Source organism: Aeromonas sp. LsrichE-8G (assembly GCF_022869435.1).
In the GTDB taxonomy this organism is placed as follows: Bacteria; Pseudomonadota; Gammaproteobacteria; order Enterobacterales; family Aeromonadaceae; genus Aeromonas; species Aeromonas caviae.
In genome coordinates, this window is the sequence record NZ_JALIHH010000008.1 from 80,562 (window position 1) to 98,879 (window position 18,318).

Consider the following 18,318-nt stretch of genomic DNA (forward strand, 5'->3'; position numbering starts at 1 on the left):
CCTTTGGCGGTGGTTATGCCTTCAAGGGGAGAATGCCATTCGTGAAAGTCGTGCAGGGAATCATCTTGTCTGCGCTCTGGATGCCGGGGCTGTTGGCTCCTGCCTTCGCGCAGACCATGGAGCAGTCTCTCTATCGCCAGGCCCATGAGGCCGTGCGTGCCAATGATCAGGTCAAATTCAGCCAGCTTCGGGCACGCCTGATCCACTATCCGCTGTTGCCCTATCTGGATTACTACCAGCTTGCGTTCCGTCCCGGGGCGGCAGACTACAACGATGTGACCCGCTTCATCCGCCAGCACGGGGACACCCCCCAGTCCAACCGGCTCGAGCGCAGCTATCTCACCTATCTTGCCCAGAGCCAGCAGTGGTCCCAGTTCCTGCGCTTCTATCCGGCCAAGCCAAGCTCCACCGATCTGCTCTGTCAGCACTATCAGGCCCGCTACTACACGGGGCACCAGAGTGAAGCCCTGCAGGAGGCAGGCAAGCTCTGGTTGAGCGGTCAATCCAGGCCCGATGCCTGCGATCCCCTGTTCCAGCTCTGGCAGCAGGCGGGTCTGCGTACTCAGGAGAAGATCTGGGAGCGCATGAACCTGGCTTTCGAGGCCCAGAACCCCAACCTCATTCGCCACCTCGGGGCCCAGCTCGGCAGCGGCATGAAGGGGTATGGCGATCAGATGATCGCCCTGTATGACCAACCCGTGCGGGCGATGAATCCGGCCAACTTCACGGCGGCGCCCCCGTCGCGGCATCTGCTCTCCCTGGGGCTGGCCCGCTACGCCAATCAGGAGCCCGACGCGGTTCTGCGCCAGCTGGGGGAGATGGCCCGTCGCTTCGGCCTGAACCATGCCGAGGTGAATCGGGTGGAGAAGGCGGCCGCCCGCCGCCTGTTGCTGGACCGCTCTTCTGACCAGCGCGCCTGGCTGGATACGGCCCTGGTGCGGCTCAAGGATCCGGAGCTGGTGGAGCTGCGGGCCCGTCTTGCCATCTGGGAGCAGGATTGGCGCGGCCTCGAAGGCTGGGTCAAGCGGATGCCCATGGGGCTGCAAAAAGAGGATCGCTGGCGTTATTGGATGGCGCGCTCGCTGGAGAAACAGGGGCGGCAGAAACCGGCGCGGGACCTCTATCTCGAGACTGCGAACCTGCGCGGCTTCTACGGCTTCATGGCGGCCCAGCGCATCGGTGTGCCCTATCGCATGAAGAACCAGAGCGTGGCGCACAAGGTGCCGGACTGGCAAAGTGCCAGTCGCCGTTGGCCCTTCCTGCTGCGGGTGCGTGAACTGCTGGCGATGAACGAGATCACGGCGGCCCGCTCTGAGTGGATCCACAACATGGATCGCAACAGCGTGGCCCAGCGTCTGGAGTTTGGTCACATCGCCCTCAACCAGGGCTGGCACGAGCTGGCGATCCTCTCCAGCATCCGTGCCGAGGCCTGGGATGCGCTGGATCTGCGCTTCCCGCTGCCCCTCAAGCGCACCTTCTCCCAGATGGCACAAGAGCGCACCATGAACACCAGTCTGCTCTACGCCATCTCCCGTCAGGAGAGCGCACTCTATCCCCTGGCCCAGTCACCGGTCGGGGCGCGGGGGTTGATGCAGCTGATGCCTGCCACCGCGAAAGAGACGGCCGGCAAGCTTGGGGTGCCCTATCGCAACGAGCAGCAACTGTTCGACCCGGCCATGAACATTCGTCTTGGCAGCGCCTACCTCAAGCGCCTGCTGGATGTGTATGACGGCAACCGGATCCTGGCGGCGGCGGCCTACAATGCGGGTCCTGGCCGGGTCAAGCGCTGGCGCGAGCAGAGCGACAACAAGCCGATGGATGTCTGGGTGGAGAGCATCCCCTATCGGGAGACGCGCAACTATGTCCAGAACGTGCTCTCTTTCGATCTCATCTATCAACACAAGCTGCAGCAGCCTTTGCGTTTCATGTCGGAACGCGAGCTGAATCACGCCTATTGAGTTCGGGGGCAGTCGTTGTCGCGGCTGCCTCCCATTCTTGCCCCAGAATGGTTATCATCCCTTAAGCTTTGTTACAAAAGGAAACCTGCCAGGTGATCGGGCGCCGCGTCTTGGTCTGTCAGGTTCGATACAATGCCCGATCATCACTGACAGGCTTTTCCAACAAAGGAATCGAGAGTGGCAACGATCAAAGATGTGTCTCAGCTGGCGAATGTCTCCATTTCGACAGTGTCTCGAGTGATCAACAACACGGCGCAGGTGGCGCCCGAGAAGCGCGAGGCTGTCCTCGCGGCCATGAAGGAGCTCAGCTTTCGTCCAAACAGCTTCGCCCAGGCCCTGGTGAGCAAACGCTCCAACTGTATCGGTGTGCTGGTGGGGGATCTGTGTGGCGGCCCCTTCTTCGCTCAGATGATGCGCGGCATCGAAAGCATGGTCGACAAGGCGAACAAGTTCACCATCGTGGTGTCCGGCAACCACGACGCGGCCCGTGAGCGGCACGCCATCCAGGCGCTGCTGCAGCGCCAGTGTGATGCCCTGATCCTTCACAGCAAGGCGCTGCCTGACGAAGAGCTCAGCGAGCTGGCGTCGGGCACGACCCCCATCGTCTTCATCAACCGTCAGGTGCCAGGCTGCGAGGATCGCTGCGTCTGGCTGGACAACCAGGCCGGCATCACCACGGCTTGCCAGCATCTGCTGGACGCGGGACATCGCAAGATTGCCTTCGTCACCTCCGATGACGAGGAGTTTGTGGATGGTCAGCAGCGGATGGCCGGCTATCGCTTCGCCCTGCAACTGGCAGGTATCGAGCTGGATCCTGCCCTCATCGGCCGTGCCTATGCCGATGAAAAAGGTGGCTATGTGGCCATGAGCGAGCTGCTGGCGCGCGGCGTCGAGTTCAGCGCTGTGCTTGGTTTCAACGATGCCATGGTGGCGGGGGCCATCTCCTGTCTGCTGGAGCGGGGTTACAAGATCCCCCAGCAGGTCTCTGTGGTCGGTTTTGATGATATCCCCTATGCCCGATACATCTATCCCAAGCTCACCACGGTACGTTACCCCATCGAGGAGATGGGAGAGCGGGCAGCTGAGCTGGCCCTGAGGCTGCTGGATCACAAGCCGGTAGAGGGATTGGCGCTCAAATTCGAAGCCGAACTGGTACGGCGGGAATCTGTGGCCTGAGTCATGAAGTTGGCCCCGTGCGGGTCGACTTTTTTGCAAAACAGTGAAAGCGCTTTCAGAAATCCTTTTCAACTGTGATCCGCTTCAAAGCTTTTTGACCGCGCTGCCACTAGGATAGGCCCACGAATTAGGAGCGTGCGCTCCCGATTTTCCCGCTGTGGGAGGTAACCGGTTAATCCGGCTATTTCCTTCGTTACTTTCGACGGTCATCATTGGATGGCCGTTTTTTTTGTCAGGATCCGGGTATGACGAACGAATTTGAGTATCAGACGGGTATCGTGGGCGCCGGCTGGCTGGGGTTGCCCCTGGCCAGGGCATTGCAAGAGCAGGGGCAATCTGTCGCGGTGACGGTCAGTACGGCCGAAAAGGCTGAACGGCTGCGGGGGGAGGGTATTGCCGCCTGGCCGCTGTTGCTTACCCCTGACATGGGATCACTGCCTTTTCGCTGTCATGACCTGGTGATCTGTGTGCCCCCCAGCAAGACCGGGGATTACCCGGCGTCCGTGGCCAGCTTGTGTCGACAGGCGAGGGAGGGGGGGGTTCAGAGGGTTCTGTTTATCAGCGCGACTTCGGTCTGGGGGGCCGGACAGGGGGAGGAGGATACGCCCGCTCCAGTCCATGACAGAGGCTTGCGGATGCGGGCGGCCGAGCTTGCCGTGCTGGAAGGGCATGTTGACTGCGCCATGATCTTGCGCCCGGCCGGACTCTATGGTCCTGACCGTCACCCCGGCCGTTTTCTGGCGGGCAAGACGCTGGCCGGGGGAGGCCAGGCTGTGAACCTGGTGCATCTGGACGACGTGGTAGCCGCCTGTGAGCTGATGCTGGCCCGGGGGCAGGATGGGGATGCCTACAATCTGAGTGCCCCCGTCCACCCGCGCCGGGAGCAGCTCTACCCCTTCGCGAGCCGCCTGCTCGGGCTGGTGCCGCCGCAGTTCGTTGAGCCGGCGGGGGAGTTTGCTCCCATCGAAGGTCAGCGCATCTGCCAGCAGCTTGGTTTCGTCTATCGCTGGCCGGATCCGGCCCACTGGTTTGCGGACGGTGCGGCCTTGAAGGGCTGAACGGGTCGTCGCCATCCGGGCCCCGGAGTCGGTCATCTGGCGTGCAAACCAGATACGGCGCGCGCTCCGGGACAATTGAGGTTTGCCAAGGGGGGGATCGCCCCCTATCATGCCGCCATCCATGATAAAGAGAGCGGTAATGATGGAAGAGACCAAGCGCCACCCCGATGGGGAGCTGTTGCTGAGAACCCTGGCAATGCCAGCCGATACCAACCCCAATGGCGATATCTTCGGCGGGTGGATTATGTCCCAGATGGATATAGGTGGGGGCATCATGGCCAAGGAGCTGGCAAAAGGGCGCATCTGTACCGTCTCGGTGGAGGGGATGACCTTCCACAGCCCGGTCAAGGTGGGTGACGTGGTGTGCTGTTACGGTCGCTGCCTCAAGATTGGTCGCAGCTCCATGCGACTCAAGCTGGAGGTCTGGGTCAAGCCGGTATTGCGGGAGAACGAAGCCCAGCGGTACTGCGTGACCGAGGGCGTCTTCACCTATGTGGCCATCGACGATCAGGGCAAATCCCGCCCCGTCCCGGTCTGAGTCTGCTCAGATGAGCCGGGCATTGATGATGGATATTTCCTGCTCAAGCCCGGTTTTTTGCCGTATCATGCGCTCCAGCATCTCTTCCGACCCCACGCACTGCCGGGTGTCGAACAGACAGAGATCACATTGGGGATCCCGCCTGATTTGATAGACGGTGGAAAGCTCCACTTGATGACAGGTTCCCTGTTGATCGTAAAATGTCACGCGGTACTGGTGCTGTCTCGCCATCGTTGAATTCCTTCTGGATGAGTCGGGCCGGACACGAATAATGAGACTAGTCGGCGACCGTGGCCTGTGTGAGGGCCATGTCGTCTTGCAGAGGCAGGTGATTGTTAGCCAATGAAAAATAGTTATCGGATTCTGGGAACGTCCCTGCTGACGTTGGGGCTGGTCGGTTGCTTCGAGGTACCGGATCAAGATCATCTGGTGACTGCGGCAGGTATCATACCTGGCGCAAGCTGTGACAGACCACCTCTGGTGGCGCTCGCCTCCACGGCCTTGCCGAGGGAGTTTGGCATCACCGTCTGGAACCTCTACAAGGGACAACGCAAGAACTGGCGGGAAGGGCTGGATGAGTATGCCAAGTCCCAGGATCTGGTGCTGCTGCAAGAGTCGGCGACCCGGCCCGAGATGCTGGACTGGCTGAAGAGAGGCGATTTCCAGTGGCAGCAGTTGCAGGCCTTCACCCAGGGAGGTGTCTCCTTTGGCGTGATGACAGTGGCGAAAACGCCGCAGGCGTTTGTTTGTGGCGTCCGTTCCCCCGAACCCCTGCTGCGTATCCCCAAGTCAGGTCTGGTCAGTCTCTATCCCTTGCAGGGGGATCCTGACGGCGTGCTGGTGGTGAATCTCCATGCGGTCAATTTCGAACTGGGCATGGCGACCTTCCGCGAGCAGCTCAACGATCTGACTGCGTTGATCCATCGCCACCAGGGGCCGGTCATCCTGGGCGGCGATTTCAACACCTGGAGCGACAAGCGCGCGTTCTGGTTGAACAAGCTGGTGGGCGAGCTTGGCCTGCAGGAGGCCATACCTGTGCCTGATCTGCGTCGCACCGCTTTTGGCCGCCCGCTGGATCACCTCTACTATCGCAATCTGGATCTGGTGGAGGTGAGTTCACCTGCTACCGATGCCTCTGACCACAACCCCATTCTGGCGCGCTTTGCGGCCCAGGCTATCACTCCCTGAGTCATCCCTCAGGGGAGAGCGGAGTCGCCGCTGGTTCATGCAGACAAAAAAATACCCCGCATCAAGCGGGGTATTTTTTGGATTGCGACGAGCGATCAGCTGTTGTTCTTCACGAACAGGGTCAACTCCTGACCCGGCTTGAGATAGTCACTCTTGCCGAGCTGGTTCCAGCGCATCACATCGTTGACGGCGACCTGGAAGCGGGCTGCGATGGAGGAGAGGGAATCACCGCGGCGCACCTGATAGACCATGGACTTGTTGCTGCTCTTGCCCTGCTTGGGCCAGACCACCAGCTTCATGCCAGGCTTGAGGGCCGACTTGGCGTTCAGGCCGTTCCACTTGGCCAGGTCGGCGTGGGTGACCCCGTGTGCCTGGCTGATGCTCCACAGGTTGTCACCGGAGCGCACCTGATAGTTCACCTTGCCACCACTGCGGCTGGCGAGCTGCTGCGGCTTGCTCTGGGCAACCTGGGTTGCGCGCCCGCCATTGGGGATGATCAGGCTCTGGCCACGGCGCAGGTTGTTGCCACGCATGTTATTGGCCAGCTTGAGCTGTTGCACGGTCACCCCGTGATTCTGGGCGATCCGTGACAGCGTATCACCACTGGTGACCTGATAGGAGCGCACGCCACGGGTACGTTCACGCTGGGGCAGATCGGCCAGGGCCAGCTCCAGGGTGTCGGCGTACTCGACGGGGACCAGCAGGTTGTAAGGGCCCTGCGGCGAGGTCATGCCACGCTTGAGCGCAGGATTGAGCGCCTTGAGCTGGGAGGCGGAAACACCAGCCAGCTGGGCGGCCACGTTCAAATCAATCTGGCCACCGGTATTGATGGTTCGCAATTGCGGCTTGTTGGCCAGCACCGGCAGGGTGACATTGTATTTGTCCGCATTGCGGATCATGTCGGCCATGGCCAGGATCTTGGGCACATACATCCGGGTTTCGCGGGGCAGGTCCAGCGACCAGTAGTCGGTCGGACGACCAGCCCGTTCGTTGCGGGTGATGGCGTTGCGCACCCGACCTTCACCGGCATTGTAAGCGGCCAGGGTCTGCAGCCAGTCACCGTCGAAGAACCGGTTCAGGTACTCCAGGTAATCCAGTGCGGCATTGGTGGATGCCAGGACATCGCGTCGACCGTCGTACCAGTTGTCGTGGCGCAGGCCGAAATTCTTGCCGGTTGCAGGAACGAACTGCCAAAGACCGACCGCATTGCTGCGGGAGCGGGCATTGGGATCGAACATGCTCTCGATCATGGGGATGGTAATAAGCTCCATTGGCAGCTCACGCCGTTCGATTTCCTCTACCATCAGATACAGGTAGGGCTCAGCCCGGCTGGCAATGGTCGCCATATGCTTATCATTGCGCAACAACCAATCACGCTGTTGGCGAACCCGGGCATTATCGTGCGAGTCCAGCTGCATATCATCGCTGATACGCACCCACAGGTTATCAGTGTCATCCAGCTCTTCTATCTGTTCGTCGCCGAACAGCATCCGCGAAGAGTGTTTTTTGTACGTTTTCTTGCTGACTTGGGGGGATTTGATCGGCTCGATTGCCGTTACCGCCCGGTCATCCTGATGGCTCAGGTTTTGACAGCCGCTGAGAAACAGCGCTGCCAATAAGGCCGTTCGTAGCTTCATCTCGCTCAGGTCATCTGTGGAAAAACAGCTCGCATCATAAGGGGCAATGCCCCCCTGATCAAGGTTTGTTCAAAAAACGTCCTTCCAGGCCCGCAGAACAGCGAAGGTATCCTCTGGATTTTCCAAGCATTTAAGGGCGTATTTCTCAGCAGAAAATTTTACCGAGTCCTGCTCGCAGCGCAGAAAAACATTGAAATTCCGCTCATCTCCCAGCCGGGAGGGGAGACTCGGGAGGCCCTGCTGACGCAGTTTGCTGATCACGCCGATCTGCCGCTGGATCGCCAGGTTGTCGGGCTCGACCGCATGGGCGAAACGCAGGTTGGAGAGCGTGTATTCATGGGCACAATAAAGGAGGGTCTCATCGGGCAGTGCCGCGAGCCGTTGCAGGGAAGTGTGCATCTGTGCCGGGGTCCCTTCGAACAGACGGCCGCAACCGGCGCTGAAGAGGGTATCGCCACAAAACAGCATGCCCTGGCCGTAATAGGCGATATGCCCCAGGGTATGACCGGGCACATGGAGGACATCCAGACTCAGGCCATGCCAGTTGATCTGATCCCCGTCGTCGAGCCACTGGCCGTGATGGTCCGGCATGGGGTCATGCTTGGGACCATAGAGGCGAGCGTGGGGGAAGTGTTGTAGCAGCTCGGATACGCCCCCGACGTGATCGCGGTGGTGATGGGTCAGGAGGATGGCATCCAGCACCAGATCCAGCGCAGCCAGCCGTTCCAGCACGGGATCGGCCTCGCCTGGATCGACGACCAGGCAGTGATTTTCGTGACGGATCAACCAGATGTAGTTGTCGCTGAAGGCGGGAACTGTGATGACGGTGTACATGGGTCGAGGCTCTTGTGTTCTCTTTAAGGAAGGGATCTTATATAACTGGATGGCATTCGCCCCCGAGTTGGTCCCATTATGCAACTGGCACGTACCGAACAACAGATCGCGCTTCCGACCAGTTGGTCCGCACTGCCCATGGGGGACTGGGTGGCCGCCGAGCTTCAGGAGCGCCTCGACAACTGGTGCCCCCACCTCTTTGGCTATCACTTGCTCAAGATAGGTGCCCTGAGCGCCGAACTCTCCTGCGGTTGTTCCACCATTCGCCATCAAATCGGTGTCGCCTCCGGCGGACGGCTGCTGGACATCCAGGGGGATCCGCTCGCCTTGCCGGTGCGATCGGGGAGCGTGGATGCCTGCCTGCTGGCTCACTGCCTCGATTTCTCGCCGGATCCTCATCAGGTGCTGCGGGAGGCAGAACGGGTGCTGACCGACGATGGCTGGCTCATTGTCAGCGGTTACAACCCGCTCAGCCTGGTGGGGCTGGGTCACTATCTGCCCTTCATGCGGCGGCATCTGCCCTGGTCTGCCCGCATGTTCACGCCCGCACGGGTGACCGACTGGCTGCAATTGCTCGGCTGCGAGGTGATGTTCGACGAGCGGTTCGGTTTCTCCTTCATGGGCAGGCAGAGCAAGATCGGCTGGTGGCGGGAGAGTCTGGGGCGGGACTATTGCCGCTCCCTGGCGTCTGTTTACGTGATTGCCGCCCGCAAGCGGCGTTTCCCCGTGACACCGGTGCGTCGCCGCTGGCGGCTGCCGGAGTCGATGGCCGCGCCAGGAATGGCGCGCCAGGGCGGCTAGCGGGCATCAGGGTTGGTAGCCGCTGTCTTCGGCAAGCTGCTTGCCGTTGGCGGCCTCACGGGCCAGCTCGTCACAGCGTTCGTTTTCCGGGTGGCCCGAGTGTCCTTTCACCCAGAACCATTCGATCTGGTGACGGGCCACTTCCGCATCAAGGGCCTGCCAGAGATCGACGTTCTTGACCGGCTGACGGTTGGCGGTCATCCAGCCCTTCTTCTTCCAGCCGATGATCCATTGGGTGATCCCCTGGCGCACATACTGGCTGTCGGTGGTGAGCCGCACCTGGCAGGGTTCGTTCAGGGTCCGCAGCCCCATGATGGCAGCCATCAGTTCCATCCGGTTATTGGTGGTCAATCGAAAACCGGCGGAGATCTCCTTGCGATGCTTGCCATAGACCATGACGGCACCATAGCCGCCGGGGCCCGGGTTGCCTAAGCAGGAGCCATCCGTGAATAAATCAATCTGTTTCAACATGAGCAATCAATCTGTTTTAGCGAGAGGCTTGGGGTAAACTAGCGAGTAAAACCGAAGTTTGACATGGATTTGATCATGAGCACACCCCAACTGAATCGCCAGATCATTCTGGATACCGAAACCACCGGCATGAACACCGCGGGCGGCCCTGTCTATCTTGGGCACCGCATCATCGAGATCGGCTGTGTGGAGGTGATCAACCGCAAACTCACCGGCAACCATTTCCACGTCTACATCAAGCCGGATCGGCTGGTGGACCCCGAGGCCATCGCCGTGCACGGCATCACGGATGCCTTCCTGGCGGACAAGCCCTCTTTTAGCCAGATAGCGGACGATTTCATCGAGTTCATTCGCGGCGCCGAGCTCATCGCCCACAACGCCCCCTTTGACGTGAGCTTCATGGACTATGAGTTCAGCAAGCTCGGTCTGAACTTCAAGACGGCGGATATCTGCGGCATCACGGATACCCTGGCGATGGCGCGGGATCTCTTCCCGGGCAAGCGCAATAACCTGGACGTGTTGTGCGATCGCTACGGCATCGACAACTCTCACCGTACCCTGCACGGCGCCTTGCTCGATGCGGAGATCCTGGCGGACGTCTACCTCCTGATGACGGGTGGCCAGACCAAACTCAATCTGGCGAGTGAAACCAGCGAGAGCGAGACCAGCCAGGATACCGGCATTCGTCGTCTGGAGAGCAATCGCCCGCCGCTCAGGGTGGTTCGCGCGAGCGACGAGGTGGCGGCCGTTCATGAAGCGAGGCTGGATCTGGTACAGAAAAAAGGAGGTGCCTGCCTGTGGCGGCAATGAGATCGCTTTGGGGGCTGCTGCTGCTGGCCTCCCTCCCGGCCGCGGCCAACGAGGTGTTTGCGCCTTCCGACATTCCTCTGCTCGACAACCGCTTTCGCATCGATTACGGCGTGAAGGAGATCACCTTCATCATCAAGCGCAAGCCGGGGACGCCCTCGGTGATCCTGGTGCGACCCGATGGCAGCAAGCTCTATGTGGGCAAGGTCAAGCCGCCCGACGTGGGCTGGTTGCCCCTCAAGGATCAGGATCTCATCACCATCCGCGACCCCATGCCCGGCCCCTGGCAGGCGATCGGGGAGGTGGACCCCGACAATCGGGTGCGCCTGCTCACCGACATCCAGGTCGAGAGCGAGCCGCTGCCGGCCCGCCTCTATCAGGGTGAGCGTGTCAAACTGCAATCCCGTCTGCTGATCGATGGCGCGGCGCCTGGGGCGGGTTACTACCTCACCGATCTGGGCATGACCGTCAAGCTGCAGCAGTTCAACGATGCCAGCCAGAGCGGCGATCCCGTGTTCGAGGAGACCCTGGGACGCTACATGGATGATGGCAAGGGGGTGGACGAAGTGCCGGGGGACGGTATCTTGACCGCCGAGGCGGTACTGGACGTCCCTGCGGGAAAATACCGAGCCCTCTTCAGCACCGGCAATGAGGTCTTCTCACGAGCCCAGTCACAGCAGGTGCTGCTCTACCCCTGGCCGGTCAGCTATTCCCTGAATCCCCCCTCCGGGGAGGGGGGAGCCAAGCTCTCTCTGGTCATCGATGTGGATGAACTGGATCCCGCCTCCGTGGTCATCCAGGGCAAGGCCATCGACGGCAGCGGCAGTAGCATGACGTTCAACGAGGTGGCGACAGCGCCGCGTTTTGGCGTGGATCTCTCCGCCCTCAAGGCGGCAGGGCAGTACAAGGTGGAGGCCACCCTCTTTGGAACAACCCGGCTCGGTCGCGAGGTGCAACTGCAATTGCCGGCCAAGTCGTTCACCATAGCACCGCCTCCCCCCCCTCCCGCACCCTCTGCGGCCATGCCCGCATCCGCCGCCACCCCCGACCGGTTCGAGGAGCGGGAGAGTCCGGTCTGGCTGCCCTGGGCGCTGGGGGGAGGTGGCGTGTTGCTGCTCTTGCTGGGGGCCGGTGGTTTCATTCTGCTGCAAAAGCGCCGCACCCTGCACAAGGCGATGGCGGCGCAGAAGGCGCAACTTGAAGAGACGCCAGCAACCCCCAAACTGGATCTCAATCTGCCGGAGCAATAATTCCGCGCACATTGCAAAGAAGCCGCCCAATGGGCGGCTTCTTCATGGTGGCAAGTGGATGGGGTGAACCCGATATCAGTGAGCGCCGATATAGATGTCTTTGTACTGCTCGCGAATATCGAGGAACTTCTCCAGATTGGCCAGCATCAGGTCCACCAGGAGGGGGTCGAAGTGCTCTCCTTTCTCCTCCTTGATCAGCGCCAGCACCTGATCCAGCGGCCAGGCCTGCTTGTAGCAACGATCCGAGCCCAGGGCATCGAACACATCCGCCAGGGCGACGATGCGTCCTTCCAGCGGAATGTCCTCTCCCTTCAATCCGCGGGGATAGCCGCTGCCATTCCACTTCTCGTGATGGTTGCCCGCGATGGTGGCGCCTATCTGGAACAGGGCCAGATCACTGCCGGAGAGCATGTCCTGACCAAGCTGGGCGTGGGTTTTCATGATCTCCCACTCCTCGGGAGTGAGTTTGCCCGGTTTGTGCAAGATGGCGTCCGGGATCCCCACCTTGCCGATGTCGTGCAGGGGAGAGGCACGCTTGATGAGCTCGCACCTGTCCTCATTCATGCCGAGCAGCTTGCAGAACAGTTCGGTGTAGAGGGCCACCCGCTTGACGTGCAAGCCGGACTCTTTCGAGCGGCTCTCCACCAGTTCGCCGATGCGATAGATGATCTCTCGCTGGTTGTCACCGATCACCTCGTTGAGCCGGATATTCTCCAGCGCCACTATGATGTTTTCGGTGAACAGGCTGAGCAGCCCGGTATCCATCTGGCTGAGCGGGCGAGTGGTCTCGATGTGGAACAGCAGGTGATGACGGGCATTCTGGCAATAGAGCACCATCTGGTTGCCATCGTAGACATTGGCTCCCTTGGCCATGGCACAGCGCAGGATTTCCGGCGCATCGACGAGGCGCAGCATGGGACCATCGCTGAGCAGAGGCTCGAGCACCTGATCCCGCACCTCATACGCCAGGTGCTTCACATCGTAAATCTGGGACTCTTCCAGATTGAGCAGGGCGCTGAGCTGGGTCTGGGCTCCTTCGACGAACTGGCGCAGGGCACGCTGCTCGAAGATCCCCTTGGACGCCTCGATGACCTTCTCCAGCCCCTGTCGATTGCTCTCAAGGGTTCGGATGTCCCGGTAAGAACGCAGGCTGGCGCGCAACAGGGTGCGCAGTTTCTGGGAGGTAAGTTCGGTCTTGTCCTTGTAGTCGTTGATGTCGTAGTTGGTCACCACGTCATCTTCCGGGGCCTGACCGGGCTGACCGGTTCGCAGTACGATGCGCACCATCTTGTTTTGCAGCTAGTCGCGCACGAACTTGACCACCTCGAGACCGGCATGATCGACCTCCATGACGACGTCGAGCAGCAGCAGGGCGACATCCGGGGTGAGGGCGAGCAAGGCTTTGGCTTCAGCCGCAGAGTAGGCGTGCAGAAAATCGATCGGCTTGCCGTCGAATTCAAACTTGTTCAGGGTGATTTTGGTGATGCGATGCACTTCGGGTTCATCGTCCACTATCATCACCTTCCAGCCGGCGGGACGCGGTGCTGATTGGGGAAGATCTTCATCATCAATAATCAGGATTTGATCATCCATTATGCAATCCTGTGTGTGATCCTGTGCTTACCTTAACCGCTTCATTCAATATAGGAAACGGATTGATATCCAAAATATGATCCAGTCGGTTTCTCTTTCTTCGTATCGGATGCCATCCACCAGCCCTTTCATGAAAAACGCCTCCACAAGGGAGGCGTTCTGGCATCAGAGGCATCAAGCTGCCCTGTGATAAGCGGAGGCTTCAAACAGTGCCTTGTTGGCCACCAGGTCGACGGGATCGAAATCATCGACGTTGATGGTGCGAAGGCGACTCTCCTCGGCGCGCCGCAGCAGGTCCGCTTCGGCCTGGTTGATGACACCGAGGCTCAGGCCCGCCTCTGCCACCTTGTCGAGCTGGGTGAAGGGGCGTTTGCTCCCTTCGGCTTTGCACACCTTGTCAAACAGCGGCTCTGCGGTCAGCACATCGTCCAGCGCCTGTTCCAGCAGCCCGAAGGGGTTGCCCTCCTCGCGCGTCAGATATTGGCCCTCGGCCAGACGGCTGCGAGTGGCACTTGGCACCTGGAGCAGGCGGGCCACCTGGCTGTCGAGCTTGTCGGAGGGACGCTTCAGGTCGCGACCAAGGGGCAGCACGATGGCGCGCAGGGCCAGACCAATCCAGCGGTTCGGGAAGTTGCGCAGCAACTCGTCGATCGCTTCCTGAGCCTTGAACAGGGCGTCTTGCAGTGCCCAGTGCAGCAGCGGCAGGTCGGCCTGCTGGCGTCCTTCATCCTGATAGCGCTTGAGGGCGCTGGAGGCCAGATAGAGCTGGCTCAGCACATCGCCAAGGCGGGCAGAGACCCGCTCTTTGCGCTTGAGCTCGCCACCCAGGGTGCCCATCGCCATGTCTGACAGGAAGGCAAGGTTGGCGGAGAGGCGAGAGAGCTGCTGATAGTAGCCCTTGGTCTGATCCTTGTAGGGCGCTGCGGCGAAGCGGGCACCGGTCAGCCCCAGCCAGAAGCTGCGCACCAGGTTGCTGATGGCAAAGCCCACGTGGCTGAACATCGCCTTGTCGAAATCTTTCAGCGCCTGCTCTTTGTCGGGGTGGCTGGCTGCCAGCATCTCCGGCAACACGTAGGGGTGGCAACGGATGGCTCCCTGACCGTAAATGATCATGCTGCGGGTCAGGATATTGGCTCCTTCGACGGTCACGGCGATGGGCGCCCCCTGATAGCCACGGGCCAGATAGTTGTTCGGCCCCATGCAGATGGCCTTGCCGCCATGGATGTCCATGGCATCGATGATGCACTTCTGGGCGCGGTCGGTGAGGTGATACTTGACGATGGCGGAGATGACCGAGGGTTTTTCACCGAGATCGATGCCGGTGACCGTCAGTTTGGCGGCGGCGCCCATGATGTAGGCGTTGCCACCCAGGCGTGCCAGCGGCTCTTCAATCCCTTCCATCTTGCCAATCGGCAGCTTGAACTGGCGACGGATGCGGCTGTAGGCTCCGGTGGCCAGGGCCAGCATCTTGACGCCGCCCGTGCTGTTGGAGGGCAGGGTGATGCCGCGGCCGACGGAGAGACACTCCACCAGCATGCGCCAGCCCTGACCGGCCATGGCCGGACCGCCGATGATGAAGTCGAGCGGTACAAACACGTCCTTGCCGCGGGTCGGGCCGTTCTGGAACGGCACGTTGAGCGGGAAGTGGCGGCGACCGATGTCGACTCCCTTGATGTGGGTCGGAATGAGGGCGCAGGTGATGCCGAGCTCTTCTTCCTCACCCAGCAGGTGGTCAGGGTCACGCAGCTTGAAGGCGAGGCCGAGTACGGTGGCGATGGGAGCCAGGGTAATGTAGCGCTTGTTCCAGGTCAGGCGCATGCCGAGCACCTCTTCCCCTTCCCACTCGCCTTTGCAGACGATGCCGAAGTCGGGAATCGAGCCCGCATCAGAACCCGCTTCCGGGCTGGTCAGGGCGAAACAGGGGATCTCCTTGCCGACAGCCAGACGGGGCAGGTAGTAATCCTTCTGCTCGTCAGTGCCGTAGTGTTGCAGCAATTCACCCGGCCCTAAGGAGTTGGGCACGCCGACGGTAGAGGCGAGCACGGCGCTGGCGCCGCACAGCTTTTGCAGCACGCAGGACTGTGCGTAGGCGGAGAACTCCAGCCCGCCATATTTCTTCTTGATGATCATGGCGAAGAACTTGTTGTCCTTCAGGTATTGCCACACTTCGGGGGAGAGATCGGCACGCTCGTGGGTCACTTCCCAGTCGTTGACCATGCGGCACACTTCTTCAACCGGACCGTCCATGAAGGCCTGCTCCTCGGCGCTGAGGGTGCTCACCGGAATGGCGTGCAGCTTCTTCCAGTCCGGGTTGCCGGCAAACAGATCCGCTTCCCACCAGGTCGTCCCCGCTTCGATGGCTTCCTTTTCGGTACGGGACATCTCCGGCATGATGGACTTGTAGATCTTGAACAGCGGCTTGGTCAGCTGGTTGCGGCGAAACTCCACCAGATTGAGGGGCAGAGCTATCACCGCGAACAGCGCCCACACCAGCAGGGGAACATGGCCATAGAAGGTGCCGGCGACCAGGGCGGCGGCCGTGGCAAGCGTGGCGGTGAACAGGGACGCACGGCGATAGGCCATGGCGCCGATCACCAGGATCACCCCGAGCAGAGTGAGGGTCGTCGTCATTGTTTGCTCCTTGCATGAATTGCCGAGGTTGGGAAATTGGCGTTAACTGATCCAGAGGTCTGACCTGTTGGATGTGGCCCCTGTTGTAATTCATACGCACAAACTTATCAAGCTGTTTACAAGCCTGTTACCTTGGCTCTGTGATCGCCATAACGCACTGCCCGCCCCATCTTGGCGGGCGGGGGGCGACGATTGGACTGGCTTGTGCGACAATGCCGCCACCCTATGTTGGACGACGAGATTTCAAGAACCATGTACCAAGAACTGATCCGCAACGAGTTGACCGAGGCTGCCAGCGTGCTTCAGGCGTTCCTGGCAGATGAGCAAAATCTGAAAAACATCGAGGCGGCGGCCAGGCTGCTCGCCGACTCCTTCAAGCAGGAAGGCAAGGTACTCTCCTGCGGCAACGGCGGCTCCCACTGCGATGCCATGCACTTTGCCGAGGAGCTGACCGGTCGTTATCGCGAGAACCGCCCAGGCTATGCCGGCATCGCCATCTCCGATCCCAGCCACCTCTCCTGCGTCTCCAACGACTTTGGCTATGACTATGTCTTCTCCCGCTATGTGGAGGCCGTCGGCCGTCGTGGTGACGTGCTGCTTGGCATCTCCACCAGCGGCAACTCCGGCAACATCCTCAAAGCCATCGAGGCGGCCCGTGCCAAAGGAATGAAGGTGATTGCCCTGACCGGCAAGGACGGCGGCAAGATGGCTGGTCTGGCCGATGTGGAGATCCGTGTGCCGCACTTCGGTTATGCCGACCGCATCCAGGAAGTGCACATCAAGGTGATCCACATCCTGATCCAGCTGGTTGAAAAAGAGATGGCCAAGTAATCAACGATCCGGGATTGAGAGGGGGGATGGGTGACCATACCGGCCCTCTCATCCAGCCGTGACGGTTGATTGACGAAACCAGAGTCAAGACATTCAGGGAGTGGATGGTATATGTGCGAACTGCTCGGCATGAGTGCCAATGTGCCGACCGACATCTGCTTCAGCTTTACCGGGCTGATGCTGCGGGGCGGCAAGACAGGTCCCCACAAGGATGGCTGGGGGATCACCTTCTATGAGGGGCGGGGTTTTCGCACCTTCAAGGATCCCGAACCCAGTGCCCAATCTCCCATCGCCAAGCTGGTCCAGGCACTGCCCATCAAGAGCCGTGCCGTGGTCAGCCATATCCGGCAGGCGAACCGGGGGTGTGTCTCCCTGGAAAACACCCACCCCTTTACCCGCGAACTGTGGGGCCGTTACTGGACCTTTGCCCACAATGGCCAGTTGACCGGTTACAAGAAGCTGCCCACGGGGCGGCACCGCCCGGTAGGCGACACCGACAGCGAGCACGCCTTCTGCTGGCTGCTCGACAGGCTGGAGCACAAGTACCCCAAACGGCCGGCAAATTTCCCCGCCATGTTCCGTTACCTCGCGACCCTGTGCGACGAGCTGCGCGGGCTCGGGGTGTTCAACATGCTGCTGTCGGACGGAGAGTTCGTGATGACCTATTGCAGCAACAACCTTTACTGGTTGACGCGCAGGGCTCCCTTTGGCGAAGCTCGTCTGCTGGATGAGGATGTGGCCATCGACTTTCAGAGTGAAACCACGCCGAACGATGTGGTGACCCTGATCGCCACCCGGCCGCTCACCGGCAACGAGAATTGGGTGAAGATGGTGCCCGGGGAGTTCTGCCTGTTCAGGCTGGGCGAGCTGGAATATGGCAATGCAGCCAACTTGTTGAACCAGAAATAAAAAATACCAGGGTAGATGTCTACCCTGGTTCTTCGCAGCAGCCATACAGGCAAAAAGGGATGAGAGAGGTGTTGCTGAGCCGCATCATTCTCATGGGTTGCATTGTTACTTTAATGTTAATTTTGTGACAACCTTTATCTCTCTCCATTCTGACTGACATACCGATAACTTGAAGCTGCTCACATTCTGGTGTCCCAAGAGCATCCGGAGCGATACGGGTATGCCCGAAGGGCGGGTGACAGCGGGGCTGTGGGTCCGCTATATTGTGGTCTGTTTGAATACCATCATAGGGAAGAGAAGATGGAGTGGCTGGATCAGAAAGTGCTGCGACAACTGGCAGATGATATCGGTCACGAGATGATGCCGGTCGTCATCTCGGTGTTTGTCGAAGAGGTAGGCGAGCAGTTGGCCCAATTAAGACCGCTTTTTGAGCAGCGGGACTGGTCAGCCCTGGCGCGTGTTGCCCACAGCATGAAATCGTCCTGTGGCAGCTATGGCGCCAAACCCAGCTATCAGCAGGTCATGGATCTGGAGTCCGCCTGTCGCCGGGAAGATGAGCAAGAGGCCGGCAGACTGCTGGCTGAGCTGGAGCACTCCCTGCCCCAGGTCTTCACCCATCTGGCCCAGTTTCACTGA

At 60.4% G+C, this 18,318-nt stretch carries 17 protein-coding genes and 1 pseudogene; 12 read left to right on the plus strand and 6 right to left on the minus strand.

Features of this window, described 5'->3' with window-relative positions:
- Positions 1-41 precede the first annotated feature (41 nt).
- The 4 genes from MUW49_RS02655 (at position 42) to yciA (ending at position 4,730) form a co-directional block, all read left to right on the plus strand.
- Positions 42-1,958, plus strand: a complete 1,917-nt coding sequence (locus tag MUW49_RS02655) for a transglycosylase SLT domain-containing protein (RefSeq protein ID WP_244812383.1) — start codon at positions 42-44, stop codon at positions 1,956-1,958.
- Between the two features lie 177 nt (positions 1,959-2,135).
- The gene (locus MUW49_RS02660; protein ID WP_244812371.1) at positions 2,136-3,134 is read left to right on the plus strand and encodes a LacI family DNA-binding transcriptional regulator; all 999 of its coding nucleotides are present in this window, start codon (positions 2,136-2,138) and stop codon (positions 3,132-3,134) included.
- Between the two features lie 245 nt (positions 3,135-3,379).
- Positions 3,380-4,192: an NAD-dependent epimerase/dehydratase family protein gene (locus MUW49_RS02665; RefSeq protein ID WP_244812372.1), complete on the plus strand. Its 813-nt coding sequence runs from the start codon at positions 3,380-3,382 to the stop codon at positions 4,190-4,192.
- A gap of 139 nt (positions 4,193-4,331) precedes the next feature.
- Positions 4,332-4,730, plus strand: coding sequence for an acyl-CoA thioester hydrolase YciA (gene yciA, locus MUW49_RS02670; protein ID WP_029314261.1), 399 nt, complete (start codon positions 4,332-4,334; stop codon positions 4,728-4,730).
- Between the two features lie 6 nt (positions 4,731-4,736).
- Here the strand turns inward: yciA and MUW49_RS02675 are convergent, their stop codons facing one another.
- Complete coding sequence (locus tag MUW49_RS02675) at positions 4,737-4,961, minus strand: hypothetical protein (RefSeq protein ID WP_010674132.1); 225 nt, start codon at positions 4,959-4,961, stop codon at positions 4,737-4,739.
- A gap of 111 nt (positions 4,962-5,072) precedes the next feature.
- On the opposite strand from MUW49_RS02675, the gene MUW49_RS02680 reads away from it, so the two are divergent.
- The gene (locus MUW49_RS02680; protein WP_029314263.1) at positions 5,073-5,918 is read left to right on the plus strand and encodes an endonuclease/exonuclease/phosphatase family protein; all 846 of its coding nucleotides are present in this window, start codon (positions 5,073-5,075) and stop codon (positions 5,916-5,918) included.
- 95 nt (positions 5,919-6,013) lie between these two features.
- Here the strand turns inward: MUW49_RS02680 and MUW49_RS02685 are convergent, their stop codons facing one another.
- Positions 6,014-7,336 carry a LysM peptidoglycan-binding domain-containing protein gene (locus tag MUW49_RS02685; protein ID WP_223302529.1) on the minus strand — a complete coding sequence of 441 codons (1,323 nt, stop codon included), beginning with the start codon at positions 7,334-7,336 and terminating at the stop codon, positions 6,014-6,016.
- Between MUW49_RS02685 and MUW49_RS02690 the strand changes: the two genes are divergently transcribed.
- Positions 7,265-7,537, plus strand: a complete 273-nt coding sequence (locus MUW49_RS02690; protein WP_010674135.1) for a hypothetical protein — start codon at positions 7,265-7,267, stop codon at positions 7,535-7,537. The genes MUW49_RS02685 and MUW49_RS02690 overlap by 72 nt on opposite strands.
- Before the next feature lie 87 nt (positions 7,538-7,624).
- On the opposite strand, the gene gloB is transcribed toward MUW49_RS02690, so the two are convergent.
- The gene (gene gloB / locus MUW49_RS02695; protein ID WP_109112289.1) at positions 7,625-8,389 is read right to left on the minus strand and encodes a hydroxyacylglutathione hydrolase; all 765 of its coding nucleotides are present in this window, start codon (positions 8,387-8,389) and stop codon (positions 7,625-7,627) included.
- A gap of 78 nt (positions 8,390-8,467) precedes the next feature.
- Here gloB and MUW49_RS02700 point away from each other — a divergent pair, with 78 nt between their 5' ends.
- On the plus strand, positions 8,468-9,190 hold the full coding sequence (locus MUW49_RS02700; protein ID WP_161469592.1) for a methyltransferase domain-containing protein: 723 nt from the start codon (positions 8,468-8,470) through the stop codon (positions 9,188-9,190).
- A 6-nt stretch (positions 9,191-9,196) separates the two neighbouring features.
- Here MUW49_RS02700 and rnhA read toward each other — a convergent pair whose 3' ends face one another.
- Positions 9,197-9,661, minus strand: coding sequence for a ribonuclease HI (gene rnhA / locus MUW49_RS02705; RefSeq protein ID WP_171864875.1), 465 nt, complete (start codon positions 9,659-9,661; stop codon positions 9,197-9,199).
- 75 nt (positions 9,662-9,736) lie between these two features.
- On the opposite strand from rnhA, the gene dnaQ reads away from it, so the two are divergent.
- Positions 9,737-10,471, plus strand: a complete 735-nt coding sequence (gene dnaQ / locus MUW49_RS02710; protein ID WP_041212726.1) for a DNA polymerase III subunit epsilon — start codon at positions 9,737-9,739, stop codon at positions 10,469-10,471.
- Positions 10,468-11,718, plus strand: coding sequence for a TIGR03503 family protein (locus MUW49_RS02715; RefSeq protein WP_171864876.1), 1,251 nt, complete (start codon positions 10,468-10,470; stop codon positions 11,716-11,718). The genes dnaQ and MUW49_RS02715 overlap by 4 nt, the downstream gene beginning before the upstream one ends.
- Positions 11,719-11,793: 75 nt before the next feature.
- Here MUW49_RS02715 and MUW49_RS02720 read toward each other — a convergent pair.
- Both MUW49_RS02720 and fadE read right to left on the minus strand, forming a co-directional pair.
- Positions 11,794-13,311: pseudogene (locus MUW49_RS02720) on the minus strand (HD domain-containing phosphohydrolase).
- Positions 13,312-13,485: 174 nt separating this feature from the next.
- Positions 13,486-15,942: an acyl-CoA dehydrogenase FadE gene (gene fadE / locus MUW49_RS02725; protein WP_053288599.1), complete on the minus strand. Its 2,457-nt coding sequence runs from the start codon at positions 15,940-15,942 to the stop codon at positions 13,486-13,488.
- Positions 15,943-16,194: 252 nt separating this feature from the next.
- Here fadE and lpcA point away from each other — a divergent pair, with 252 nt between their 5' ends.
- The 3 genes from lpcA (at position 16,195) to MUW49_RS02740 (ending at position 18,318) form a co-directional block, all read left to right on the plus strand.
- The gene (gene lpcA, locus MUW49_RS02730; RefSeq protein ID WP_010674142.1) at positions 16,195-16,773 is read left to right on the plus strand and encodes a D-sedoheptulose 7-phosphate isomerase; all 579 of its coding nucleotides are present in this window, start codon (positions 16,195-16,197) and stop codon (positions 16,771-16,773) included.
- Between the two features lie 111 nt (positions 16,774-16,884).
- On the plus strand, positions 16,885-17,682 hold the full coding sequence (locus tag MUW49_RS02735) for a class II glutamine amidotransferase (protein ID WP_043154215.1): 798 nt from the start codon (positions 16,885-16,887) through the stop codon (positions 17,680-17,682).
- A gap of 300 nt (positions 17,683-17,982) precedes the next feature.
- The gene (locus tag MUW49_RS02740; protein ID WP_039038838.1) at positions 17,983-18,318 is read left to right on the plus strand and encodes an Hpt domain-containing protein; all 336 of its coding nucleotides are present in this window, start codon (positions 17,983-17,985) and stop codon (positions 18,316-18,318) included.